Consider the following 23250-nt stretch of genomic DNA (forward strand, 5'->3'; position numbering starts at 1 on the left):
GCGTTCTAGAATCTAACCACGGCATCCGCGAATTGGGGGTGGAATGAAACATGCAAAGGGACATCACCCGGGGGCGGTGTGGCGAAAGACCGACTTCCAGATCCATACGCCGCGCGACCCCGGATGGACAGGCGGCGGTGGCTTGCCAGGTGGATCCGAGGAGAAGGAGCTGGCGCGCGAAGCGTGGGCGGACGAATTCGTGGCAGCATGCCTCAAGAGGGACATCGGAGCGATCGCGATCACCGATCATCACGACATAGTCATGTACCCCTATGTGGCGAGGGCGATCGAAAGATCACCGGCAGCCAAGTCGAGGCTGTGGTTGCTCCCGGGCATGGAGGTGACATGCAACGACTCTGTTCAGTGCTTGATCCTTTTCGACCAGGATACGCCAACCGGTGTCATAGATCGCCTGTTTGGCATGATGCCCAAAGTGCCTGCACCCGATCCACTTGCCGCCCGAGCCCCGCAAGCCAGCCTCTGCGGAAAGGACATTGAGGATTTGTTGGGGGCAATCTTCCAGGACGAAATGCTCAAGGGCAGGAACATCGCTCTGCCTCATGCTAGCAGGGGCGGCCATAAGGACAAATTGAGGCAGGGCTTTCATCAGCGTTTCGCCGACCTCGAAGTCGACGGGGTCTATAACGAGAAGCCGTTTGCAAGCCTCGACGAGACGACGCGAAAGAAGATCTACGGCGAGATATCAGATTGGGGTGATCGCCGGCACGGCATCATCACCACCGGCGACAATCGCGCGTCCAACTATGCCGACCTAGGCATCAATGCGTGTTGGATGCGGCTCGGCGAGGCTACGGCGGAAGCCGTCCGCCAAGCGGTGTTGGCGGATGAGGCGCGCATTACCTATACAGAGCCGTCCATCCCCAGCCAGCGGATTTTGGAATTGCGGGTAAGCTCGACGCTGACGGGAGACAATTTCAGCATAACATTCAACGATGGTTTCAACACCTTGATCGGCGGCCGAGGCTCCGGGAAATCGGCAATCCTGGAGTATCTGAGGTTCGCGCTTGGCCGCAGCACCCTGGACGCTGCCGACGACGTGGCAACCAATCGCGAACGCGACATGATCACCTCGACGTTGATAGGGGGGTTCGTCGAGGTCGACCTCGACCGCAATGGCGTCGTCGAGACGTGGCGGCGAACGCTTGACAAGCAGACCATGATTACCGTGTCTTTGGACGGAGAGGCCCGCGACCTCCCCCTCAGCGTAGCGCAGGAACGGTTTCGCGCTCGCGCATTTTCTCAAAAACAGCTGTCGACCATGGTGAGGCGGCCAGAGACCGCCGATGAACAAATAACTGGCATAGCGGCGGCAGAAAGTGTCGATCGCCGGCGCAAGGCAGAACAGGATATCGACGAGGCGGAACGCGCGATCCGGGCGGCCTTCCAGCAGGTCGTCCAAAGTTGGGCGGCGCAGGCCGCGTTCAACCGCGCCGAATCTGCTTCTGCCGACTTGGCGAGACGACTTGAGTCGATCCGGAGCCGACTTGAACAGGGCGGTCTCAGTGCCGAGCAGCAGGCCATTCTCGACCAGCAGCCGATCTATAATCGAACCTTGGCCTCGTTCCAGACCGCCGTGAAACTCGTGCAGGCAACGCTCGACCAGGCAAACCGTCTCAAGGAGATCCCAATGGAAGGGTGGGAAGGCCTTGTCGAGACCCCATCCGTCAATAACGCACGGCAAGCCATCATGCGGTTGAACGACCGGATTCGCGGCGCCATTGACGAAATCACGGACGCGCTTGCGATGGCGCTTGAGGAGCTCGCGCGGCATCAGGGCGAATTCGGCACCGACCAAGCCAAATTCAACGAGCAATACGCTGTCGCGAGCTTGGCGCAATCACATCTGACAACGCTGCTTGCAGAGTTCCGTCAGCTCGGAGAAGAACAGCAGGTCGCTGAGAGAAACCTGCAGGACGCCAAAACGGCCATGTCCAAACTGGTCGGGATCGAGGTCAGGCTTGCAGAGGCGAGGACACTGCTCGGAACGAGGTTGACAACGTTGCGAGAAATCCTCAACGAGGCATCGGATCACGTAATCGAGATGTCCACCGGAGTGCTTCGCGCCCATGTGGAGGAGGAGACAATCCCCCGTCGCTTCGTGGACGCTCTGATGGAGCTTTGCGAACGTTGTGGCATCCGCGAAATAGAGGTCCGCTGCCGGGAGCTCGTCGAAACCGCAGCCCGTAACGGGCGTCAAGGATGGGAGGAGCTCGTCCACCGCTTGCAACGAATCAGGCATGGACAGGTCCTGCGTGGTCACGGGAATGAAGTCGATCCAACTGATATCACTGAGCTGAAGGCAGTGCTCACCTGGCTGACCGACAACCAGGCGCGCCTCGTGCTGGGGCGGTTGGACGATGATCGCCTCGGCAAATTCTTGTCAGCGTGGGCGTCGCCTTTCATTCGTTTCGACTACAGAGACCGAGGGAGCTACATGCCGTTTGAACGTGCATCGCCGGGACAGCAAGCCTCGGCACTGCTCACGCTGCTTCTGCACCAGGAAGCAGGTACGCTCATAATTGACCAGCCAGAAGATGACCTCGATAACCGAGTGATCATGGCAATCGCCAAGCTGCTGCAGACAACCAAACGCAAGCGTCAACTAATATTTGCCACCCACAACCCGAATTTCGTCGTAAATGGCGACGCCGACAAAGTTGTGGCTCTAGTGCCGAGTGTCGAGCCGAACGCCACGGAGGCTGTAAGAGCAGCTCAAATTGCGATTGAAGAGGATGGGGCGATTGAAACTCCCGCGGTCAGGGAAGCCATAACCGAAACAATGGAAGGCGGAATGCGGGCATTTGAACTTCGAGGAAGGAAATACGCCGTTGTGTGACGCAACGACATCTTGGATTGTCGTACTCGACGATTGCTGCTTCACCCGACCACCGTCAAGCTGCAAATGATCCCGCCGTCCCGGTCAACAGCGAAGCGTTTTTCCAAGCGGCCGGCGTAGACACTGGAGTGAACGCGGCCGTTGAAGTTCTCCAGCAGGCATCAATCGACATGGGCATCCACGCCGGCGAGATGGCCTCGACTAAGGCGGGTGGAGCAGGCATTCGCTCACCCCGCTCGATCGCGTGTTGTTGCTATTCGAATTGAAGGGATCGAGGGTTTGCAGAAGCGAGTTTCCCTTGCCGGGCCACAGGCGGCATCGTGCCGGAATTATTCAGATAATTGGCCGCGCAACGGCAAATCAGAGCCGGAGCCTGAGCTCATGTTGCTGTTTGCTGAAGCAACTGCATTTTAGAAATCGCTAACTTCCGGTACGGCCAGCCTGCGCCGTAGCGGGTGACTAATCCTCAATCTCGACGTCGGCTTGCTTCTGGTAAGATGAAAACTCGGGCATGATGTCACCGGCCAGCAGCTTCTCCTTCGACAGCAACCCGGCGTCTTCGAGCGCTTCGAAATCCGGCAACTGGCGCAGCGTGTCGAGCCCGAACTGCGACAGAAAGTTTTTGGTCGTCACATAGGTGTAGGGCGCGCCCGGTTGCGGGCTGCGCGGCCCCGAGGCGATGAGCTCCTGCGCGCGCAGCACGCCGATCAGGTCGCGCGACACCTCCTTGCCGAAGAAGGAAGACAGCTCGCCCCGGGTAATCGGCTGGAAATAGGCGATGCACATCAGGACAAGCGCCTCCGACTGGGACAACTCTTTTGTCCCCTGCCCCACGGCCGTCCCGAAGGCGGCGTGGATGACGTCGCCAAAGACCTTCTTGGTCCGGTGCTGCCGGCCGCCGGCGACCGACACCAGTTCGTAGGGGCGGCCGGCGAGCTCGGCGCGGATGTCGTCGACGACCAGGTCGAGATTGCAATTTTTTCCCACCACCCGCGCGAGAACCTCGCGCGGCACCGGTTCATTTGCCGCAAAGATCACCGCTTCGACGCGGCCCATCCATTCGCGCCAGCGCAGTTCCGGCGGCAGGTGCTCGAGCTCGGTGTCCAGCAGCGCCGGCTGATCGTTCGGCTTGCAGCGGGCGGAGGCTTGGCTCATCGCTACAGCCCAAACAGCCGGAAGCTGGCGCGGCCCGACAGCTCGCGCACGGCCTCGAGTTGCTGCAGTCGCTCGAACAGGCGTCGCGCCGCGAAGCGTGACAGGTTTTTGGTCGTCAGCGATCCGGCGACGGCGTCTTCATTCAAGAGCAAAAAAATCACGTCGCTGGCGCCCTTCGCGCGCAGTTTCGGCGCCACCGCCAGGAGTTTTTCGGCGCGGCGCGCCAGATCGGCGGCCAGCCGGCAGGCTTCGGCCGCCGCTTGCGCCAGCGCCAGGCACACCGCCCACTCAAAATTTTTGCCCCCGGGTCGGATGCGCTTGCCGCTGGCCTCGCCGCGAAAAGCCGGGCCAAAGGCCTGCGCCATCAGCAGCGGCAGCGGCCGCGGCCAGCGCAGGCTTTGCGCCAGCACCAGGTCGGCGAGCCACCAGGCGAACAGCTCGGCGTCGGGCCGCATGGCGACGACATGGGAGGCGATCGCCGCGGCAGCGAACGGCGCCGGCCGCTGTGAGCCCGCCACGTCTTCGATCTTCATGCAGAGGTCGGCGAGCGCCTCGTCGTCCCAGGCGAGGCCGAGCAGCTCGGTCACTTTTGCCAGCCGATCGGTGCTGGCCGGCGGCGGCTGCAGCGCCAGCTGGCGCCAGGCGCCAAAAATGGCGCCGGCGGGACCGGGATCGGCGCCGGCCGGGCAAAGCTGCCCGGCGTCGCGCAAACCGGCTTCATCCTCGGCGCGGCCGGCGAGCCGCATGCTGGCGGCGGCGCATTTGAGCGCCAGCCGCTGGCGCCAGGCGCCGGACCAGGCCGGCAGCGCCCGGGCGAGCGTGTCAAGCGAAGCCAGGGCGGCGCCGGCCTGGAAGGCGGCGGAGGCGTCGATTGGTTCGCCGCCGGCGGCAAGCGCCCAGGAGGGGACGGTCGGCGGCGCGAACGGATTGGCGGTCGCGGGATCGAGGCGAATCATGCCTTCGAGGGTAAAATGCCGGTGCGCTTTACGCCATCAATTTCGTGCCAAAACGCACAGGCTGTCGTATCAGCAAAACGAATGATAATGTTGCCTTACCAGTCGTTTAACTCTACTTCTTCCACTCGCAATAGGTTAGCATCGTTCTCCGGGCGCATCCGGACGTCCGTAGATTGCAGGGGCCGGAAGCCGCCCCAGCCAAATCATCACAGCGCCCGCCCAATCGAACATGAAATCATACCGGGCGGCGTACTTGCACGGGGTGGGCCAACGTTGCACGCTGCAACTGGAGCAGGCGAGTGAAAGCGCACATGAATCGGGGGGCTCCAATATTTTGGCATTGCTTTAATCGATTATAGTTGTGAAGAGCAATTTCAGCCCGTTTACTTGCTGCTCAAGTCGCGGATAAAAGAGGTAGCACCGATTCGGTAGCTTATCCCCTGTCTTTCGCGTACTCGCGGTCGTGGCGCCGCGTGGACGATTGAAGACCGACGGTCTCACCAGCAGGTGGGCACGAGGGGGCGGGATTGGCAAGCCACAGGAGTAGGACAATGTCGAAGGATTCAGGTAAGACCGATAATCACGGCGGCGGGCCAGGCAAGATCGAGATCACGGTGGTCGTGAACGGCCAGCCCACGCAGGTCGAAGCCAATCCCAACCAGCCGCTGCACGTCGTTCGTACCAAAGCCCTTGAAAACACGCAGAACGTCGCCCAACCGGCCGAGAATTGGGAATTCAAGGATGAGGCCGGCAACTTGCTCGACGTCGACAAAAAAGTTGGCGATCTCGGTTTCGCGAATCCTGTGACCCTGTTCCTAAGCCTGAAGGCGGGTGTTGCAGGTGCCTGAACTCCAAACTGTGGACCCGGAGGTCTCCCGAGCGAAGTTTGATCGTGAGATGGGCCGGTTCCGGCCATATGCAGATGCCTATCGTGCTCAAGGCTGCTTCCTGATCGAGGCGAGCTTCCCGAGCGCCTTCTTCATATTTGCACCGCCGAAGATAAAGCCACAGATGATCGGTGCAGCTGTCGAGATCGACTTCTCCAACTTCGACCTTCGACCTCCTTCGGTGGTCTTCGTAGACCCGTTTACCCGTCAGCCAGTTGCCCGGAAGGATTTGATGCTTAGAATGCTGAGACGTCCTGCGTTGCCGGGAACTCCTCCGGGGATGATCCCAGCCCTGATCCAGCAGAATGCTGTGGCCTTGACGGACTTCATCCAGGCCAACGGCCCCGAAGACCCCCCATTCCTGTGCATGGCGGGTATCCGCGAATACCACGATAACCCAGCCCATTCAGGTGACCCATGGCTACTTCATCGGGGTTCTGGCGAAGGCTGTTTGGCCTTCATTCTGGACAAGATCATCAAATACGGAATCAATCCTGTAGAGCAGTTGCAGATTCATCTCCAACCGACCGTCGTGGGAATGGCGGTGTCGCCTCAGGCGATACCGGAATGACTGAATTGAAAGATGTAGCGACCGTGACTCTCCCGCGCGGCTGCATCTCGACCACGCATGCGCATCTGCGCTCAGTTGGTCGCGAGGGCAATGAGGGGATGGCGCTCTGGGTCGGCGTTCAGCAAGACCGGCAGTTTGCCGTAACAGAGACGGTTATCCCGGCGCAGCGTCACATTCGGACAAGCGATGGCGTTTGCGTGATAGTTCCGGCCGAAGAACTGCACCGGCTCAATGTCTGGCTCTACAAAAGCGGCCTGAAACTGTTGGCCCAGATTCACAGCCATCCGGGCCGCGCCTACCATTCGACGACCGACGACGCTTATGCGGTTGCTAGCACGGTTGGGTGTCTGTCGCTGGTAGTGCCGAATTTCGCCCGTGAGCCTTTCGATCTTGCTCGCGTCGCTGCCTACCGACTTGACGCGAAGGCGAACTGGAATGAGGTCGCGTCCACGGCCCTGATGCGAATGATCACGATAACGAGCTGACGATGGCCCTTGCAAACTTCATCGACCGCGCTGCCACGGCGGCATCTCAGGTGCTGGCCGACTTTCATCTGGGCGACTTTAAAGCCGCTCTTGAAAAGCAGGTCGTGGCAGTCGCGTTCGACAATCAGGCGGCTTCCTGCGCCGAAGGCGAGGCGACGCTGGATCTTGCGGTGAGATTGCTCGCCAGGCTCTACCCAGTTCTGGCGATACTCCCGCTGGACAGCGCGGCAAGGTGTCAAACCCAAGCGCTGGAGCGCTTGGCAAAGTCGATCAATCCAAAAGTCGGCATCCGGCGTTCCGGCAAATCTGCCACCGTCTGCGTAGTTGCAGGGGTAACGCGCCCATCACTCCGGTGCCCAACCTTTTTCATGGGATCGGACGGTTGGTCGGCCAAGCTGTCGCTTACGGACCCGGTGGGCTCTGGCTCAAGTTTGCTGCCCTATGGAGCTGGCGCCGCCGGTTGCTTCGGCGCCGCCAATGTCTTTCGAACCATTTTCGCCGCCCAACTGACCGGCGCCGAGTTGGACGAAACCATCGACCTCTCGTTATACAGCTACGACAAGACCAAAGCCGGCGAGGAAGGCCCGATCGATTTCCCTGTCGACCTTGGCGAAACGCACCTCGTTGGGCTCGGCGCGATAGGCCATGGCTCGCTTTGGACGCTAGCGAGACACCCCGGCCTCTCGGGTCGCCTGCATGTAATCGATCCCGAAGCGATCGAACTCTCAAACCTGCAGCGCTACGCATTAGCCGGCCAGGCGGAGATAGGCATGTCCAAGGCGGTCCTTGCAACCACCGTCCTTCGATCGACCGCCCTCGATGTCGAGGCGCACCCGGTGAAGTGGGCAGAATATGTTGCGCGCAGGGGCAATTGGGTCTTCGACCAAGTGGGTGTGGCGCTTGACACCGCCGCCGACCGTCTGGCTGTCCAAGGTGCTCTGCCCCGATGGATCGCGAATGCCTGGACCCAGGAGCACGATCTCGGAATCTCGCGGCACGGTTTCGATGACGGCCAGGCTTGCCTTTGTTGCATGTACATGCCGTCCGGGAAATCCAAGGACGAGCACCAGCTGATTGCCGAGGAACTCGGAATACCGGAAGCACACGAGCAGGTAAAAACGCTGCTGCAGACCAATGCCGGAGTTCCCAACGACTTTGTAGTTCGGGTGGCTACTGCGATGGCTGTGCCGTTTGAACCGCTAGCCCCGTTTGTTGGCCAGCCCTTGCGGTCCTTTTATCAGCAAGCGATCTGCGGCGGTCTGGTGTTCGAGCTTAGCGATGGAAATCGCCTCGTTCGAACCGTGGTTCCGATGGCCTTTCAGTCAGCGCTTGCCGGGATTATGCTTGCCGCGGAGCTGGTCAAACATAGTGCGGGTTTTCCCATGAGCGCGACGACGAGCACTCGGGTGAATCTTCTGCGCCCCCTTGGCTCTCATTTGCATGATCCGAAGGCCAAAGATTCCAGCGGCCGCTGCATCTGTAGCGACGGCGATTTCATCGCCGGTTACAGGCGCAAATATAGCAAGAACGTTGAGCAGCTAAGCTATGTCTCCGGCTCCTAAGCGACGCGGACGTCTCCCTTGCCCCAGAGCGGCGGCTTGTGCGCGTGAGATGTCGGCGCCACTATGACACGCTTGGCCCACTCCTTTGCCGGCCGATCGCCCAGGAAATCCCGTCCCCGCGCATGATCCCGGACACCTCCTTGCCGATGTGTCGCTCTAGCACCGGTCGCCATGGCACCAGTGTGAACTCGCGCGACTTCTCGATCACGCCATATTTGCCGCTGGCAAGCTCGACGGAACGGCGGAGCGTACCCTGTACTCGTTCTCCGGATCGCGCTTCAGCATAGGGCAGACGAAGTTCCTCCGACAGTTGGCCGGCAACACGGTTCAACTCACGCTGCCGCAGGATCGAAAGCATGTTGGCGCGGTAGACGATCCGATCCTGCTCTACGCGCGCGAGGCCTTGCGCGATCAGCCACTGCCGCCTGCTGGCTTGCGCCTCCCGGACCTCATGCCCGAAGCCTGAGTTGCGCAACCGCTCTGGTCCGTCGGCAACCAGTTCCCGGTCGAGCCAGGTGGCACCTTCAAAGCTGACTTGGTGCTCCAGCGGCATTGTTGACAGCCTGTCGACAACGACAGGCTCGACCCTGGCCCGCTGGCGCTCGTATTCCACGACACGATCGAGATGGTCCGGCGCGACCAGCCAGGTGCCGTTCGGCTCTCGCTCGATGCCGCCGGTCGCGCGGCGGATCGCCTCCAGCCGCCGGACATGCGTTTGCGCAAAGCTCTGGGTGGCGGATGGCTCATGCTTCATGTGGATATCAGCGTCGTAACGGCCGCCATGGGCTGCGGCGATCTCGGCGACAGTACGGTCGACCTGCCTCGGCTCGGTGCTCCTCGGGGTGGCAAGCACGATGCAGCCTTCTGGCATCGGTTCGGTGGCCTCACCGTTGCCGACGTCGATCCAATGGCTTTTACCGTCAACTCCGTCGACGAGAAGATATTGCCGGTCATTGATTTCGTCGGCGAGCCCGCGAGCGACGACGCGGCCGACGACGGGCTGGGCCGGCTCACCGGATCGATCGTGGATCACGCAGTCGGCGGCACTGCGCGCGAGCCCCTTGCCGGCCAGCTCGCGATGCATGGTCTTGATGATGTCGCCGCGATCACCGATACGCCGCAGGGTCGCTTCCAGCTCGCCGTCGAGTCGCCAGGAGCCAGCGCCGACGTCCTCGGCCAGACCCATGCGCTCCAGCTTGCGAAGCCTGCCCTGATGCAGCGTCTGGCGAAAGGTGTCGCGGCCGTTTGTCGAAACAAGACCGTCATCGTGACGCGTGCGCAGCAGTTGCCGGTCGATTCTGGTGAAGCGTTCCTGCTCCATTTCCTGGCGCAGGCGCTGCTCGATCTCGCGATCGGTGAGTGGACCGAGATCGAGGCTGACCAGCTCGGCAGCGCGCTCGCGGATGCCGCTCGAAATATACTCACGGGCGATGACGAGGTTCTCCCCGCGGTCGTGCTTGCCACGCACGATGATGTGGCTGTGCGGATGACCGGTGTTGAAATGGTCGACGGCGACCCAGTCGAGCTTGGTGCCGAGATCCTCTTCCATCTGAGCCATGAGGCGCCGAGTCAGCGGCTTGAGGTCCTCATACTCGATGCCATCTTCGGCTGCGACGATGAAGCGGAACTGATGGCGGTCGCCATCAGTGCGATCGACAAACGCCTTACCATCGATGCGGTCGCTATCGGCGCCATAGAGGTCGCCAGGTTCGCCTTCGCGGGTGACGCCGTCGCGCTGAAGATAGCGCAGATGCGCACGCGCCCCGTCCGCGCCCTTGCCGGCGAGCTTGACGAAGCGGGCCTTGACGACGACCCGCCGCTGGCGGAAGGCGGCATACCGGTCGCGGGATTTGAGGAGTGCTGCGGCCGCCCCTCCCCGCCCTGCCCGGCTTCCGGTGAAGCGACCATCGCGTTGCAGCCGGCCGCCGGCCCTGTTGATCGCTGTCCGGATCTGGCTGGCGAAGCGTTTGCCTGCTTTCGATCCGCGCGACCCGATCTTGCCGAGCTTCGGCCTGAATTCATCGTCCTGCATGTCGGCCTCCGGATAATCCAAAGCTAGATCAACGGTTTAGGCGCCGCAGCCTCCTGGCCCCGCCAGCTGCCTCCTCGAAAAACGATGTGCAGACAAAGACTTGACCGCCTCCCGGAGGCGGTACCTTTATCTTGCCTTACGCGCACTGCCCTTGTCGCGCGCGCACAGCCTCCAAACTCCTAGCCATCCGGCTCCTTCGGCCGCATGTCATCCTTGCGAAGCGGCACGAGCAGATCGCCGTTTCGCGTGCCGGCGCGAACACCGTCGTGGAGGAAGAACAGCGAGCGCCCCGAGGGTGCCTTTCGCCTCTCCGGAGCGACAGATTCGCCCTTGAATTGTTTCATGTCGGTGGCCGAAATCCCCGCCGCCCTGAGCTGATCGAGGTAATCGACGTAGGCGGCGAACAGGCCGGGGAATCCGAAGCGGTCATGCATGGCTCGGAGATAGGCGGTGCCGGCGAGAATATTGTCGCGCGGATCGTGCGGATTTGGGCCGAGACCATGGGCCACGCGCATCTCCGCATAGGTGGCGGGCATCACCTGCATGAGGCCAATGGCGCCGGCGCGAGAGGTGATGGGGCGGCCGTCGCGCATGGTGTTGCCGCCGCTTTCGGCATCCATGACGGCGTAGATCCAGGCCTGCGGAACACGAAAACGCCGGCTCGCTTCCGCTACGAACTGTTGCCAGTTTCGAAGCTGCGGACTTAGGGAGATGGCGACCGGCTCGGCGCCGGTCGAGGCGGAACAGGCGCATGGCGCAATGGCGATCATGCCTAACACCAGGAGGGTCACTCGGTCCATAGCGGCACGAGCCTCCCGATGACATTGGCGGCCGGCACCGGCCCGAAATAGCGGCTGTCGAAGGAGCGACTGGTCTCGCTGCCGAGCAGGAACACCTCGGACTTCGTGAGTGCCCGGCAGCCGTTCCACCATGGCAAGGGCCGGCCTTGGGCGTCGATCTTGAGCCGGCGCGCGACGATGTCGCCGCCGATGATGATGGCGTCATGGAAGGCGCAGACATGCTCGCCGGGCAGTGCGGCAAGGCGTTTGACGAGCTTCACATTGACAGGCAGATAGCCGCGTTGGGCCGCCAGATACGCCACGTAATCAGGCGGGCGGACGAGCACCAGATCGCCCAGCGCCGGCGTGCCCGCAGCGATGCGATAGAGGCCGATCGGCGCGCTCGCCGAGGCGTTCCAGACCAGCCAGGGCGTGGGTTTTGCGAACGTGGTGAAGCCTAAAAGGCTGAGGCCAATCGTGGCAATGGCGATCGTCTTGCGGGCGCGAACGCGGCGCAGGCCGGAGCCGATCATGCGCAGAAAAGGACGCCGGGTCATGAGCGGCCCCCATCGTCGGCCGGCGTGGAACCGGCTTCGGGAGCGCCGCAGTGCGGATGGCCTTTCGACCATTCGTCGAGCTCGTCGATGTGATAGCGGACATAGCGGCCGTGCTTGCGGAATTTCGGGCCGCCGCCCTTGAGCCGCATCTTTTCGAGCGTGCGCTGGGAGAGGCCGATATAGAAGGCTGCCTGCGCGGTATTGAGAAAGGGGCTGCCCTTCTTGGCGCGGGCGGCGCGTTCGTTTTCGTCGTCCATGATTGTCCTCGTATCGCTTAAGGAGAAGCGACGGAGAGGATGGGCGAGCGAGGTCGCTGCGGGGACGGGCGAAGAGTCGGGGGCGAGTTTTCGCCGCTCTTGTCAGATGAGCCCCGCGCCGGTCGCGGCGCGGGACTCGGAGCTCCGCCGTTTTAGTCGACGGGATTCCAGATGATGGCGTAGGTGTCGTCATCGTCCTGGCCGGCGGCGCGGCCGAGATTGGCGTAGAGCTTGCGCGGACCGAACTCCGGGGCGGCAATCGACAGGCTCACATAGTCCTTGCCGGAAGCTTCGCCCATGCGGATCCAGCCGGCGCCGACTTCGACGCCTTGCGTCAGCACCCGGAAGTCTGGATGATTGTCGGCGGTCTTGCCCTGGTTGGGCACGATGTCGATGTCGGCACGGACGCTGAGCGTCTTGAGCTGGCCCTTGTAGCCGCCGTTTTCCTGCTTGGTGACGTATCCGATCGCGGTCATGTTAGTCTCCTGTTTTGCTGTCGCCGGGGACCATTCCCCTGCGATGGCGGACCGTGATGGGCGCGTCCGGCCCGCCTGAACCCGACAGGGCCGCAGCGACAGCGCAGGACCCGAGCGGGCGGCTTTTTTGGAGCGAAGCGGGCGCGAGGAAGCCGCCATAGGCGGCGGGGAAAAAAGCTGCTGGCCGAGGGTTTCGGGCGGGTCGGAACCGCCCATAGGTCGACAAGCCAACCGCAGGGAAATGGTCCTGAAAGACGCTTGGGAGACAGATCGCGCGATCGGCTGACACGATCCCCAAGCAACATGGCGGGTACCGGGCTTGGCACGGGTTCAGACACCGCAGCCAGCGACGACGTGCCTAACCCGAGTGGCGCCTCGGCGAGCATTCCGGCCTGGCACAGGGCTGGCGAGGGCATCGATTTGCGTCGGACCACCACATGCAGTGCGCGCTTCAAAAATCGCGAAAGTGCAACCGGTTCTGCCCGAGAGGTGCCCCAAGCGGCGGCTTTCGAAATGCCGCCGCTTGAGGCTTGGCCGGTCACTCCGACACGAACAGGTGCCGGACCTTGGCCCACTGATCGGCGGTGCGGAAGCCGCCGCGCGCTGTGTAGCTTTCGGCGGGGAATTTCATCCAGCGCGGCAGCCAGCTTTCCACCTTCTCTCGGCCGTTCTCGCCGGCAAGGAAGTCGCGGATGATCTTCTTTTGCGTCTTGACCTTCTCCAAGACATTGCCGTCGGCGACAGGCTTGCCGCCGATGTCGGCGAGCATGGCATTGGCGACTTCCTTGTCGCGCAGTAGCTCGAAGAACGCCTCGTCCGCTTGCCAGAAAGCAGCCATGTCGACGTTCAGATTATGCCCAAGCGCCTCAATGACGGCGCTGCCGGCCTCGAGCGTCTCGGCCATGACAAGGCTGAGAACGCGCAAGACATCGTCATCGGAGAGCGCCAGCAAGCGGGCAAAGACGCTGGCGAAAGCAAGGGCGTCGACGTGGCCGCCGGTGAGCGGGCCATCATCGTTCGCCTGCCCAATCAGCGCCAAAACCTCACACCGCTTTTCGGCGAAGGCGGCTTCGGCCTTGCAGGTGGCGAGGCTGGCGGCGACCGTCTCGTTCGCCGCGCGCTGCGGCTCGCGGCGCACCTGCCACAGGCTTGAACCGGAAATCGCATGCGCCACCATGAGGCGCATTGCGATGGCGGGATGATCGAGCAAGGCGGTGCGCACGGCACCGTGACGATGCAGATCGACATAGTTCTGCATCGGGCCGGTGAGTTCAGGCCGCGACGGCTTGAGGACCTGTTCGTCCGGCTCGCCGCCCTCGTCATCGGCGCGGGCGCGCCGCGCTTCCTTGCGCGAAAGCCAGCCCTCGTGACACTCGACCTCGCCGCGATGCGAGACGGTGATGACGACCTTGCCGCCCTTCTTCTTTGGCGTTTTCTCGTGGTCCCAGGAATGAAAATACTGACCCGGTTCGAGCACCGTCACTTCGCTCCATCCAGCCTCGATATAGGCGTCGCGTCTGGCGGCGATCGCCTCGTTCTGCTTCAGCCAAAACACGTCGGCATCGGCAAAATAGCTGTCCTCGCCAAACAGATCGGACACGACCATGCCCGGATAGTCCTCGATGGCGAACAGCGCCACCTTGGTGGAAATCGACTGGCCGCCGAACAGCCATTGTTTCAGCTGGTAGCCGCGCGGCGCGTATTGCTCGGGGTCGGCATAAAGCGCCAGCCAGTCCTTCTGCTGCGCTTTCGAAGCCATGGTGAGATAGCGCGCCGTCTCGGCGTCGATCTCCTCGCCGCGGTATGCTTCGCGGATCTTGGGGAGAAGCTCGCCGAGTGCCAGGATGCGCTTCACCTGAAGCTCGGTGATGCCGAAGGTGGCGGCGATTTCGGCAATGGAGCGGCCTTCTTTGATCAGCCGGGAGAAGGTTTCCCATTGCGAGACCTCGTCGGGGTCGAGGCGAGCGATGTTTTCGATGAGCGAGGCTTCGAGCGCATCGGCGTCGTCGCCATCCTCCATGATGGCGCAGGGCAAGGCGTCGCTCTCGCCTCGCTCGTCAGCGAGCGACTTGGCGGCGAAATAGCGTCGCCGTCCGGCGACGATTTCGAAGCTTTCCGGCGTCCCGTTGGGCCGCACAAGAAGCGGCACGAGAACGCCGCGCGCGCGAACGGACGGCAGGATATCGGAGATGTCCGGCGCGCGTTTGCCGTGGCGCATGTTGAGGGCGGAAATGTTGAGCCTATCAAGCGGAATATGAGCAAGCTGCATGATCTGTCTCCTTCGGTTTGGTTGAGGTTCTCCCGCCGCAAAGGCCGCAAGGCCGGCGCGGCGGGACGGTTTTCGCGCCCTAGCGGCGCGGTTGTTCCGCCGTGTCAGGCGGAAGCTCGGAATGGGGGCTTGCAAGCGCGTCTGCTGCCTGCCGCAGCAGACGCTCGTCCTGGGTAATGCGGCAACACAGCCGCGCGGCTTCGGCGTAGACGGAGAGCGGAAACTCGGCCTTGAAATAGCGGTCGCGCTCGATGCCGAGGCCAAGCCGGCCCTTGACGCTTTGCAGTTCGGCAAGGCTGACGCTGCCGAGTTCGGGAAAGCCGACGCCGAGATCGCAAAGGCCGAACAGCGTGTCGCCGTCGGCGGCGAGTTCGCTCAAGAGCCAGGTTGCTGCCCCGGTCGGATCGAACAGTTTTACGACCGGAACATGGTCGGTTTCGGTGTCGGAAGCGCCATTGGCGAGGAGACGGGCGCAAAGGTCGTCGGTGATCAGGATCATTGCGGAATTCCTGTCAAAACGGGTCGAGTTCATTGCGCGCGCCTTCGTCGAAAAGGCCGATATCGAGCGGCTTTCGTGCCTTGCGCGGTCGCATCGGCGCGTGAATCAGAAGCGAAAAGCCGGTCGCGCGTGGTGACTGGCCGGACACCGGGATGAGCGTCTGCTCGCCTTCCGGCGTCGTGTCGGGCGGCAGCGTATGAGGATCGTGCGCGCTCACGCCGCGATCTCCTCACGGTCCGAGTCTTCAGTGCTGGGGATAGAGCAGAGCAGCAAATCGGCGGCTTTCGAGGCTTGGCTGGCGGCGCGGAAAATGGCGCGGTTGTCCTCGCGCAGCACGGCGAGCCATGAGCCGATGTAATCGGCATGGCGCACGGTCGGCTCGATACCGAGACTGCTGCAGACGAAGGCTGCGCAGATTTCTGCGACCAGTTCCTCTCGCGCATAGACCTTCGAGCCGAAGGAGCCGGAAAGGTCGCGCGCAAGCCGGGTTGGATGGCCGGTCCAGTGGCCAAGCTCGTGGAAGCAGGTGCGGTAATAGTCGATCTGGTGAAAGAAAGCAGGCTGCGGCGGCACTTGAATGAAGTCGCTGCCCGGCATGTAAAAAGCGCGATCGCCGCCGATGCGGAAGTCAGCGCCGCAGCCGTGAATCAGCGCCTCGGCCTGCGGAACGATCTGACGCTGGGGCAGCGGTTTGGCGGCGGCATAAAGATGATCCGGCAGGTTGTCGCATTGCGCGACATTGAAGACGGTGAAGCGCTTCAAAAAGGGCACGGCGTGCGGTTCGTCGCCGTCCGTCTTGGCGCGTTCCTTTTCCTCCTTGGGAACAAAGCGGTCAGCGTGGACGATGGTCGTGCCGTGTTCGCCCTTCCTGACATTGCCGCCGAGCGCTTGAGCCTGCCGGAAGGTCAGCCAGTTCTGGCTGGCATACCCGCGCTCGAAGACAGCGCCCCAAAGGATCAGGATGTTGATGCCGGAATAGGCGCGACCGGTGGCCGCGTTGCTGGGCAGGCCGAGGCCGGCCTTGGCGCTGCCCCATGGCTTGACCCATGGCACCGTGCCGCGCTCCAGCTCGGCGATGATGCGATCAGTGATTTCCTGATAAAGGCTGGCGCTCGTGCGCCCGCCCCTGCCCGCGCCAGCCTCTTGGCTACCGGAACGCTTGTATTTTGCACCCATCGTCTGGTCCTCCGCTCTTAATCCCGCGCCCTCCCCGGAAGCGGGGTGGGCGGCGAAAGCGACCGGAAAGGCCCGACGTCCAAGGCGGACCGCATCCGAAGGACCGGAACGAAGAGGCGGACCCGAAGCGAAGCGAAGGGTTGCGGGACGCCGCGGCGGGCCTAGAAGGGAGTGCCGCCCACCGCGCGCCACCGGGGAAGGCCAGTACAAGAAACCACGCCGGCCCAAAGGCCGGCGACCGTCAGCAGCCGACAGGCTGCCCCGCGCCAGGGGGCGAAGCCGCAGGGCCGAGACCGCCTGAGCTTGCCGAAGAAAGTGGGCTCGGTTCACGAGCACCCGGCGCGCGCCTCAGGCGCGCGGGCGCTGAGCAGTGCCGATGGCGTCAAGGCGACCGCTGCGCCCTTGGCGGCTTACTAAGCCTATGGCGTCAATTACCATAGGACTCTCTTTGCGAAAGAGGCTGCGCCGCGATGCGGTCGCCCGCTTCTTCGCCAATTTGCCGGCGTGTCTGGTCGGCATGGAGGCTTTGAATGGGGCGCGCTATTGAGCTCGCGTGCTCACTAAGCTTGGCCACCAGGCGCCTGTGGGCATGTGCCGCGATATCCACGCCATGGATGCACTATATCCAAACAATCAAGTTTACCGATGGGTTCTCATACTGCATAGCGCATTGCTTGAAAGCGTATGCCCGATGCTTTCCAGCTCACGTTCGTCGGTTGTCCTAAGTTGTTCCACAGCTAACTTTGACATGGATCTATTATGCGAATTTGCGGTATTAAGCTAACGCACGACGGGGCAATCGCTGTCGTCGAGGACGGCCGATTGGCCTTCTGCATCGAGCAGGAAAAACTCGACAATAATCCTCGATATCAATCCATTGATCGTCTTGAAACGATTGTTGCCGCCTTAGCGGAACATGGCCTGGATCCGCGCGATGTAGACCGGTTCGTCATCGATGGCTGGGACGGTGAGATCGAGTCGCAATTCGAGGTTGTTAGTGAGGGCACACCAGTCACTCTCAACGGGGCACCATATGTGGAGCGGGATCCTAAAAGTCCCCTGACAGCTTGTCATGGCTCAGGCCTCGTGCTGGGCGGCGGGGTATTTTCTTATGAAAGCTATCCGCATGTCCTTGGCCACGTAGCTTCCGCATACTGCACCAGTTCATTCGCCAAAGCCAAAGAACCTGCCCTTTGCCTGGTATGGGACGGCTTCATCTTCCCGCGGCTTTACTACGTGGAACCAAGCGGAGTGCGGTTTATCGAATGCCTGTTTCCGATGATGGGTCATGCCTATGCCGCCGCGGGCCAACACTTCGGTCCTTACAGGCAGGAAACGAGGACCGGCTGGAATCTGGATATCGCCGGCAAGCTGATGGCCTATATCGCGCTCGGATCTGTCAGCGAAAAGATCGTGACAGTATTTGGGGAACTTTACGACCAACATTTCGCCGGTGACACGAAGCTTGCTATTGAATATAGAAACAACAGCCGCTCCGAGGACGCGTTACTCACGGCCGTGCATGATTTCTTCGATGCAGCCGAGGCACGGCTGGTCGCCGAGACACCTGAGGACATACTTGCTTCGTTTCATGCCTTTCTCGAGCGTCTTCTGGTTCGCGAAATGGCAATCGCGCTGCGTGGGCTCTCGGTTGCCGGAACGCGAAACCTGTGCATCGCCGGGGGATGCGGGCTGAATATCAAATGGAACAGCGCACTTCGGGCGAGTGGTTTGTTCGATACAGTTTGGGTGCCTCCGTTCCCAAACGACAGCGGGTCGGCGATCGGTGCCGCTTGCTGCGCGCTGGCTGCCGACAAAGGCTTCGTTCACCTCGATTGGTCGGTCTACAGCGGACCAAACATGAAGGATGGCCCCGTGCCGCCGGGATGGCAGGCTGCTCCATGCAGCGTGGCAGAACTGGCCAGCGTGCTCGCCGACGGCAAGCCTGTCGTTTTCCTCACTGGCCGTGCAGAGCTTGGTCCACGAGCCTTGGGAGGCAGAAGCATCCTGGCCGCCGCGACTTCGCTCCAAATGAAGGACCACCTCAACAAAGTAAAACGCCGAGAGCACTTCCGGCCGGTAGCGCCAATATGCTTGGAGGATCGCGCAGTTGATATATTTGAACCTGGCACGCCTGATCCCTACATGCTGTTCGATCACCGAACACGTTCGGAGTGGAAAGAGAAAATCCCGGCAGTCATTCATCTCGACGGGACTGCACGACTACAGACAGTTTCTAGAAAATCTGATCACCCAATTGCAGAGCTCCTGGTCGAATACGAACAACTCACCGGCATTCCGCTGCTCTGCAACACGAGTGCCAACCTAAACGGACGGGGCTTCTTTCCCGATGCCTCGGCAGCGTGTGAGTGGGGATACGTGGACCACGTTTGGTGCGATGGGTTGCTGTTGACCAAGACGGGCTAGTCGCCGCTCCGGTCTTCAATAAGGCTGGCTGTGTGTGCAGGGTCAATCGCGCCTGGTTTGGCGCGTGCATGCGGCATCATCGGGCAGCGTAGCCGGCGTCACAAGCCCGTGGCCGGTCGAAGGATAGGGCATGAAGGCTCTCCTCACGGTATTTCTTGTCAGGATTCGACAACCGCCACGCCGCCAATCGTTGGTCAATCACCGCTGAGCTCGTGAAGCACTGCTGACGACGCCCACTGCCAAAATTGTCGGAGCAAGTTGCGCGCCGATCGCCGTGCCGTTTGCCTTTGACCATTGCCCCAGTACGGGCAGACGGCCGAGGCGATCTTTTGGTCGCGCTTGCAACATTCTTGTCCGCCTTCGGGCCCAAAAAAAGTTTTTCGGATGGGCGCCCCCGCGAGCAAATCAAGGCATCTCGATCATGCAACGATCCTGACGCCCAGCCGAACTCGATCCTTACCACGTGCAGACCGGCGCGGTGCTGATGAGCGGGAGGCGTCAAAGACCTTCCTCGACGGGGGAGCAGCAACAGCGCAATGGTAGAGGTGCGATGGCCGCGTCATCCCAGATCCCCGGCCTGCGCACGCAATCACCCACTAAAAAAACGCGGTCGATGCAGGTCCCAACTCCCGAGCATGCCGAGAACGCCGGTGGACTGATGGCCGCAACGTTCCAAGTGGCCATCGCGCTGGGAGCATCGGCGTGGGCCGCGGTGATTGCGGTTTCGTATGGGGCTTTGCCTTCGGCGGGTGCCGGTGGGTATGCAGACATGGATGGTGCTGCGCGCCGCTGCAGCCGGCGCGGTTTTCGGCGGACTACTCGTGGACAATGCCGGCGTGGCCAGTGTTTTTGCCTACAGCGCCGTAGCCTCGTTCCTCGCTGCCCTGACGGTGTTCTTGCTCGGCCCCAAGCGCGATGCCTAGACCGTTGAAAGAGGCCGTAAGTGAAAGCGCGGGGATAGATGCAATCAGATCGGCCGCGCGGGCCGATCCTGCGCACGATCTTTGGCGGTTGCAGGCTTCGCAATCGGCCCCGGACGCCGCCAGCAGGACGACCAAAATCGCGACTTTGCTCGCCGGGTTCCTGGCCACGTCCAGCAGACGGCGAAAGCTGGCCCCATCGGAGGCAGCCTCGGAAGGGTCACGAGTTGCACTATCAGTGTAATGGCGGCTACGACCGCAGCGATGATGAAGGCGGTTCGCCATTCCCAGATGTCGCCGACATAGGCGCCGATAGGAGCCGCGCACTTTAGCGACGGTAACGCCGGTGAGGATGATCGACATGGCGCGCTGCAGGAAGGTGACTTGGAACGAGCCGCATCGCCAGCGCTGCTGAAATCGACCAGAAGCCTCCGATCGCTATTCCGAGCACGACGCGGGCGGTCACAAGAACCGGCAGCGACCCCGCGACGGCCGATAGAACGTTCGACAGGATCAGCAGCAGCGTCATCGCCCACATGACGATCCTGCGGTCAAGGCGATTTGTGATGATGGCCATCGTCGGCGCGGCGATGGCACCGACGATTGCAGTCGCTGTCAGCGCCTGTCCAACTGCACCCTCGGTGATACCGAGATCATGCGCGAGCGGCGTCAGCACGCTGGCAGGCAGAAACTCTGCCGCCACAAGCCCGAAGGTGCCTAAGGCAAGCGAGATGACCGCACCGCAGGGCGGGACCCGACCGTTGATTTTGGCTGTTCTGGGTCATGCAGAACTCCGTCCATGTATATCGCGGATTCGGTCATGAACCGGGTCTCCAGTTTCGATGCGCACGCCGCGTGACCTCCGGGAAGCACCCGGGGACAGTGTCGGAAGCCAGCACCACACCGTCATGCCAAAATCATCGAAGAGCCAGGCCCAATTTTTTGCGCGCCGTTTGCACCCGTACGAGGCGCTGAGTAAAATCCAGAGCTGGACCAGCGAGCACCCGCAACTTCACATGCGGGACGCCTCCTGCAACATTATCTGCCGCATCCAGGTACTTGCTGGATCGCTGTTGTGAAGGGTGGGCCATTGGACGGCCTCGGTGAACGTGGGTAGTGGCCGCGGAAGTTCGATGATCCGCAAGGGAAAGGTGTTTTTGAAATGCTGAACCAGCCGGAGCGGCATGGTCGCTATACGAGATGTGCCCGAGACCATCGGCGGGATCATGCTAAAAGCCTGAACGATGATCTCGACACGCCTCTTGAGGCCATTCTCAAGCAAAAACCGTTCCTCGATGGATGGCATCTGCGCGCGGCCGAGCCTGAACGCAATGTGCTTCATCGTCACGTATCTCTCAAATGTAAGCTGCCCTGGCAATTGCTTGTTCGTGGGGCAGCCGACGCACACGAATGTCTCGTCGAATAGCGCCGCTCTTGGATGCGCGCTCGACATGAACAATTCGGGAAGGATCAGAAAATCAACGTCACCGCGCCGGAGAAGATCGTCCGGATCGTCGTCGAGCGGCAGCAATTCGAAGCTGATGGCGGGTGCTTCGCGTGCAACACGCTCCACGACCTTTTCAAAAAACACAAGTGTGACGAAATCCGAAACCATGATCCGGAAGCGGCGATCGGATTGAGCCGGCTTAAACGGCTCCCAAGAAATAATCGAGCACTGGATGTGCAGGAGTGCGCCGCGAACTGCGGGAGCGAGTGTTTCCGCACGCGGGGTTAGAACACGTTCGCGTCCGCTCATCGTAAACAGTTCATCGTTGAAATAATGGCGCAGCCGCCCGACGGCCGCGCTCATGGCCGGCTGGCTCAGGTTGATGCTGTTTGCCGCCGCCGTGAGGTTGCGCTCGGTCAGCAGTGCGTCGAGTACGACGAGAAGGTTCAGATCAAGGCCTTTGAAGCGCATGCCTCATCCGTCCGCAACGTGGTTGCTTGTCATCGCGACCATTGCGTAAGTCCAAGGTGTTGTGTCTTGACCTGCCGCCCACGCGTGTGGAGGAAGTGCTCGGGTTATGCCGATTGCGCGGCCGATCAGCGAATGGCCGGCCTGTACAACTGTTGATCGGACAGGTCCGGAGCTATGAACTGAATTTTTCACGTGGCTAATTGATCACAGATTGAGGTTTGAGCAGGCTTGGGCGTGGCGGCGCTCCGACAACGATCTGCGACACATATCCAAGGTCGCCCACAAACTTGCGAATTGCCATCGCTGTTACGACAATGGCCACTCCAAGAACACTTGCGAACGCGATTCTGGTCGTGAGATTCCAGACTTCTCCAAACTGTATAAAATCCGTGAGGCGAAACACGGCACCCTGAACCAGGTAAAGCAGCAGCGTGCTCTGACCAAGCTCGACCGCTACAAAGTGAGCTGTTCTGGTCGAATACCCGATTCTCCAGCATTGCAACATAAACTGCATTGCCACTGCAGAAGCCGCCGCAGAGCCGGCGAACATTAGCAATACTTGCTTAGCTGACCGTCCATCATTGATTAACACGAGATTGTTGAAGGCGTAGGTCTGCTTATCCCACCATAGCAAGCATATGAAAGCTGCTATCGAAAGTAGGAACAAAAATATTGATTTGTGGGTCCAGATAATACTTTCTTGCCACCCTTTCGACTGGGCAAAAAAGAAACCCAAACAATAAAATGGGTATGTGTATCTTAACGACGGGATTATCGATGATGTGATGGGGGCGATTGCGACCGCAATTGCAGATGCGCTTATGATCCACATCGATAGACGACTGAAAGTTGTAAAAAACTTAACCAGGACGAACGACATAAACGCCGCCCATATGAACCAGTATGTTCCAATGACCTCGTTCAAAAGATCCAACAACCCACCAGTTAAACTCTTCGTCGGGACCATCACGGTGGACTTTAGCGTCCAAATCAACGCACACCAAAAAAGCATTGGCAGCAGTAGCTGGGTTGCTCGATTGCGGACCCCCAGAATGAATGGTTTTCGCAAAATTGCCCCAGAAGATAGATAGCCGCTTATGGCCATAAAGAGAGGCATATGAAATATGTATATCGACTTGAAATACGGCGAAAGCCAGAAGGCGTCAGTGCCTCGATAAATGCAATATTGTAATAAGTGCCCAATTATCACTAAAGTAATGAGTATACCCTTGGCGAAATCAAAGCTTGGGTCTCGGTTGTTTGTTCCGGCTGGGCGCGAGTCGCGTGCTTTCGCTCCGATTGTTATGTGATCAAGCATCAGACTCCAGCCTATCTATCGCATTGCTACGTGCTGTCTGCGGGCACGGCGAGCGCGCCAGTTTCGGCGCAAAGGATCGAAACTGACGGGGATCGGGCATGGTATTGTGGGGCGATTGGCTGCAAGCGAGCGGACAAAATCTCAGCGCC

The 23250-nt window shown here is 61.1% G+C and carries 19 protein-coding genes and 3 pseudogenes; 8 read left to right on the forward strand and 14 right to left on the reverse strand.

Features of this window, described 5'->3' with window-relative positions; all coding sequences use genetic code 11:
- Positions 1–43: 43 nt before the first annotated feature.
- Positions 44–2857, forward strand: coding sequence for a TrlF family AAA-like ATPase (locus tag CK215_RS24480; RefSeq protein WP_095832466.1), 2814 nt, complete (start codon positions 44–46; stop codon positions 2855–2857).
- A gap of 459 nt (positions 2858–3316) precedes the next feature.
- Here CK215_RS24480 and CK215_RS24485 read toward each other — a convergent pair whose 3' ends face one another.
- Both CK215_RS24485 and CK215_RS24490 read right to left on the reverse strand, forming a co-directional pair.
- Positions 3317–4012 (reverse strand): SMC-Scp complex subunit ScpB, encoded by a 696-nt coding sequence (locus CK215_RS24485; protein ID WP_095825971.1) that lies wholly within the window; start codon positions 4010–4012, stop codon positions 3317–3319.
- A 2-nt stretch (positions 4013–4014) separates the two neighbouring features.
- Positions 4015–4968, reverse strand: a complete 954-nt coding sequence (locus tag CK215_RS24490; protein ID WP_095832467.1) for a DUF1403 family protein — start codon at positions 4966–4968, stop codon at positions 4015–4017.
- Between the two features lie 551 nt (positions 4969–5519).
- On the opposite strand from CK215_RS24490, the gene CK215_RS24495 reads away from it, so the two are divergent.
- From CK215_RS24495 to CK215_RS24510, 4 genes are read left to right on the forward strand one after another with little or no spacing between them, the layout of a single operon-like run.
- A complete protein-coding gene (locus CK215_RS24495; protein WP_095825972.1) occupies positions 5520–5816 on the forward strand; it encodes a DUF2604 domain-containing protein in 297 nt (98 codons plus the stop codon).
- Positions 5800–6426, forward strand: a complete 627-nt coding sequence (locus CK215_RS24500; protein WP_245418786.1) for a putative metal-binding protein — start codon at positions 5800–5802, stop codon at positions 6424–6426. The genes CK215_RS24495 and CK215_RS24500 overlap by 17 nt, the downstream gene beginning before the upstream one ends.
- Positions 6423–6911, forward strand: coding sequence for a Mov34/MPN/PAD-1 family protein (locus tag CK215_RS24505; RefSeq protein WP_095825973.1), 489 nt, complete (start codon positions 6423–6425; stop codon positions 6909–6911). Before CK215_RS24500 ends, CK215_RS24505 begins: the two co-directional genes overlap by 4 nt.
- 2 nt (positions 6912–6913) lie before the next feature.
- On the forward strand, positions 6914–8473 hold the full coding sequence (locus tag CK215_RS24510) for an E2 ligase fold family C protein (RefSeq protein WP_095832468.1): 1560 nt from the start codon (positions 6914–6916) through the stop codon (positions 8471–8473).
- A gap of 61 nt (positions 8474–8534) precedes the next feature.
- Here the strand turns inward: CK215_RS24510 and rlxS are convergent, their stop codons facing one another.
- The 9 genes from rlxS to CK215_RS24555 all read right to left on the reverse strand — a co-directional run bounded on the left by rlxS (position 8535) and on the right by CK215_RS24555 (position 16518).
- A complete protein-coding gene (gene rlxS / locus CK215_RS24515; protein WP_095832497.1) occupies positions 8535–10505 on the reverse strand; it encodes a relaxase/mobilization nuclease RlxS in 1971 nt (656 codons plus the stop codon).
- Between the two features lie 179 nt (positions 10506–10684).
- A complete protein-coding gene (locus tag CK215_RS24520; RefSeq protein WP_095832469.1) occupies positions 10685–11305 on the reverse strand; it encodes a lytic transglycosylase domain-containing protein in 621 nt (206 codons plus the stop codon).
- The gene (locus CK215_RS24525; RefSeq protein ID WP_095828269.1) at positions 11293–11841 is read right to left on the reverse strand and encodes a S26 family signal peptidase; all 549 of its coding nucleotides are present in this window, start codon (positions 11839–11841) and stop codon (positions 11293–11295) included. Before CK215_RS24525 ends, CK215_RS24520 begins: the two co-directional genes overlap by 13 nt.
- Positions 11838–12098: a helix-turn-helix domain-containing protein gene (locus tag CK215_RS24530; protein WP_095828268.1), complete on the reverse strand. Its 261-nt coding sequence runs from the start codon at positions 12096–12098 to the stop codon at positions 11838–11840. Before CK215_RS24530 ends, CK215_RS24525 begins: the two co-directional genes overlap by 4 nt.
- Positions 12099–12250: 152 nt before the next feature.
- Positions 12251–12574, reverse strand: coding sequence for a DUF736 domain-containing protein (locus CK215_RS24535; protein ID WP_095776587.1), 324 nt, complete (start codon positions 12572–12574; stop codon positions 12251–12253).
- Positions 12575–13112: 538 nt separating this feature from the next.
- A complete protein-coding gene (locus CK215_RS24540) occupies positions 13113–14843 on the reverse strand; it encodes a ParB/RepB/Spo0J family partition protein (protein WP_095832470.1) in 1731 nt (576 codons plus the stop codon).
- A gap of 79 nt (positions 14844–14922) precedes the next feature.
- Positions 14923–15342: a DUF2958 domain-containing protein gene (locus tag CK215_RS24545; RefSeq protein ID WP_095832471.1), complete on the reverse strand. Its 420-nt coding sequence runs from the start codon at positions 15340–15342 to the stop codon at positions 14923–14925.
- 13 nt (positions 15343–15355) lie between these two features.
- The gene (locus CK215_RS24550) at positions 15356–15559 is read right to left on the reverse strand and encodes a hypothetical protein (protein WP_095832472.1); all 204 of its coding nucleotides are present in this window, start codon (positions 15557–15559) and stop codon (positions 15356–15358) included.
- Entirely contained in the window at positions 15556–16518 is a 963-nt protein-coding gene (locus tag CK215_RS24555; protein ID WP_095832473.1) for a zincin-like metallopeptidase domain-containing protein, read from the reverse strand. Before CK215_RS24555 ends, CK215_RS24550 begins: the two co-directional genes overlap by 4 nt.
- A 759-nt stretch (positions 16519–17277) precedes the next feature.
- On the opposite strand from CK215_RS24555, the gene nodU reads away from it, so the two are divergent.
- Together nodU and CK215_RS31905 are read left to right on the forward strand one after the other, a co-directional pair.
- On the forward strand, positions 17278–18945 hold the full coding sequence (nodU, locus tag CK215_RS24560; RefSeq protein ID WP_095832474.1) for a nodulation protein NodU: 1668 nt from the start codon (positions 17278–17280) through the stop codon (positions 18943–18945).
- 676 nt (positions 18946–19621) lie between these two features.
- Positions 19622–19868 (forward strand): annotated as a pseudogene (locus tag CK215_RS31905) (MFS transporter); the annotation flags it as partial.
- 108 nt (positions 19869–19976) lie between these two features.
- Here the strand turns inward: CK215_RS31905 and CK215_RS24570 are convergent.
- Together CK215_RS24570 and CK215_RS24575 are read right to left on the reverse strand one after the other, a co-directional pair.
- Positions 19977–20666, reverse strand: a pseudogene (locus CK215_RS24570) (MFS transporter); the annotation flags it as partial.
- Between the two features lie 211 nt (positions 20667–20877).
- On the reverse strand, positions 20878–21783 hold the full coding sequence (locus tag CK215_RS24575; protein ID WP_095832475.1) for a LysR family transcriptional regulator: 906 nt from the start codon (positions 21781–21783) through the stop codon (positions 20878–20880).
- Between the two features lie 68 nt (positions 21784–21851).
- On the opposite strand from CK215_RS24575, the pseudogene CK215_RS31910 reads away from it, so the two are divergent.
- A pseudogene (locus tag CK215_RS31910) lies at positions 21852–21961 on the forward strand (acyltransferase); the annotation flags it as partial.
- Positions 21962–21979: 18 nt separating this feature from the next.
- Here CK215_RS31910 and nolL read toward each other — a convergent pair.
- Entirely contained in the window at positions 21980–23101 is a 1122-nt protein-coding gene (nolL, locus tag CK215_RS24580) for a nodulation factor fucose acetyltransferase NolL (RefSeq protein WP_095832476.1), read from the reverse strand.
- Between the last annotated feature and the right edge of the window lie 149 nt (positions 23102–23250).

This window comes from Mesorhizobium sp. WSM3864 (genome assembly GCF_002294955.1).
Lineage (GTDB): Bacteria > Pseudomonadota > Alphaproteobacteria > Rhizobiales > Rhizobiaceae > Mesorhizobium.

Bases quoted from the DNA above. Each gene is read 5' to 3' on its own strand.
- CK215_RS24545 (WP_095832471.1), bottom strand. From the start codon at position 15,342: ATGATCCTGATCACCGACGACCTTTGCGCCCGTCTCCTCGCCAATGGC.
- CK215_RS24485 (WP_095825971.1), bottom strand. From the start codon at position 4,012: ATGAGCCAAGCCTCCGCCCGCTGCAAGCCGAACGATCAGCCGGCGCTG.
- CK215_RS24495 (WP_095825972.1), top strand. From the start codon at position 5,520: ATGTCGAAGGATTCAGGTAAGACCGATAATCACGGCGGCGGGCCAGGC.
- CK215_RS24555 (WP_095832473.1), bottom strand. From the start codon at position 16,518: ATGGGTGCAAAATACAAGCGTTCCGGTAGCCAAGAGGCTGGCGCGGGC.
- CK215_RS24480 (WP_095832466.1), top strand. From the start codon at position 44: ATGAAACATGCAAAGGGACATCACCCGGGGGCGGTGTGGCGAAAGACC.
- CK215_RS24530 (WP_095828268.1), bottom strand. From the start codon at position 12,098: ATGGACGACGAAAACGAACGCGCCGCCCGCGCCAAGAAGGGCAGCCCC.
- CK215_RS24535 (WP_095776587.1), bottom strand. From the start codon at position 12,574: ATGACCGCGATCGGATACGTCACCAAGCAGGAAAACGGCGGCTACAAG.
- CK215_RS24510 (WP_095832468.1), top strand. From the start codon at position 6,914: ATGGCCCTTGCAAACTTCATCGACCGCGCTGCCACGGCGGCATCTCAG.
- CK215_RS24525 (WP_095828269.1), bottom strand. From the start codon at position 11,841: ATGACCCGGCGTCCTTTTCTGCGCATGATCGGCTCCGGCCTGCGCCGC.
- CK215_RS24575 (WP_095832475.1), bottom strand. From the start codon at position 21,783: ATGCGCTTCAAAGGCCTTGATCTGAACCTTCTCGTCGTACTCGACGCA.
- CK215_RS24520 (WP_095832469.1), bottom strand. From the start codon at position 11,305: ATGGACCGAGTGACCCTCCTGGTGTTAGGCATGATCGCCATTGCGCCA.
- CK215_RS24505 (WP_095825973.1), top strand. From the start codon at position 6,423: ATGACTGAATTGAAAGATGTAGCGACCGTGACTCTCCCGCGCGGCTGC.
- rlxS (WP_095832497.1), bottom strand. From the start codon at position 10,505: ATGCAGGACGATGAATTCAGGCCGAAGCTCGGCAAGATCGGGTCGCGC.
- nolL (WP_095832476.1), bottom strand. From the start codon at position 23,101: ATGCTTGATCACATAACAATCGGAGCGAAAGCACGCGACTCGCGCCCA.
- nodU (WP_095832474.1), top strand. From the start codon at position 17,278: ATGCGAATTTGCGGTATTAAGCTAACGCACGACGGGGCAATCGCTGTC.
- CK215_RS24540 (WP_095832470.1), bottom strand. From the start codon at position 14,843: ATGCAGCTTGCTCATATTCCGCTTGATAGGCTCAACATTTCCGCCCTC.
- CK215_RS24490 (WP_095832467.1), bottom strand. From the start codon at position 4,968: ATGATTCGCCTCGATCCCGCGACCGCCAATCCGTTCGCGCCGCCGACC.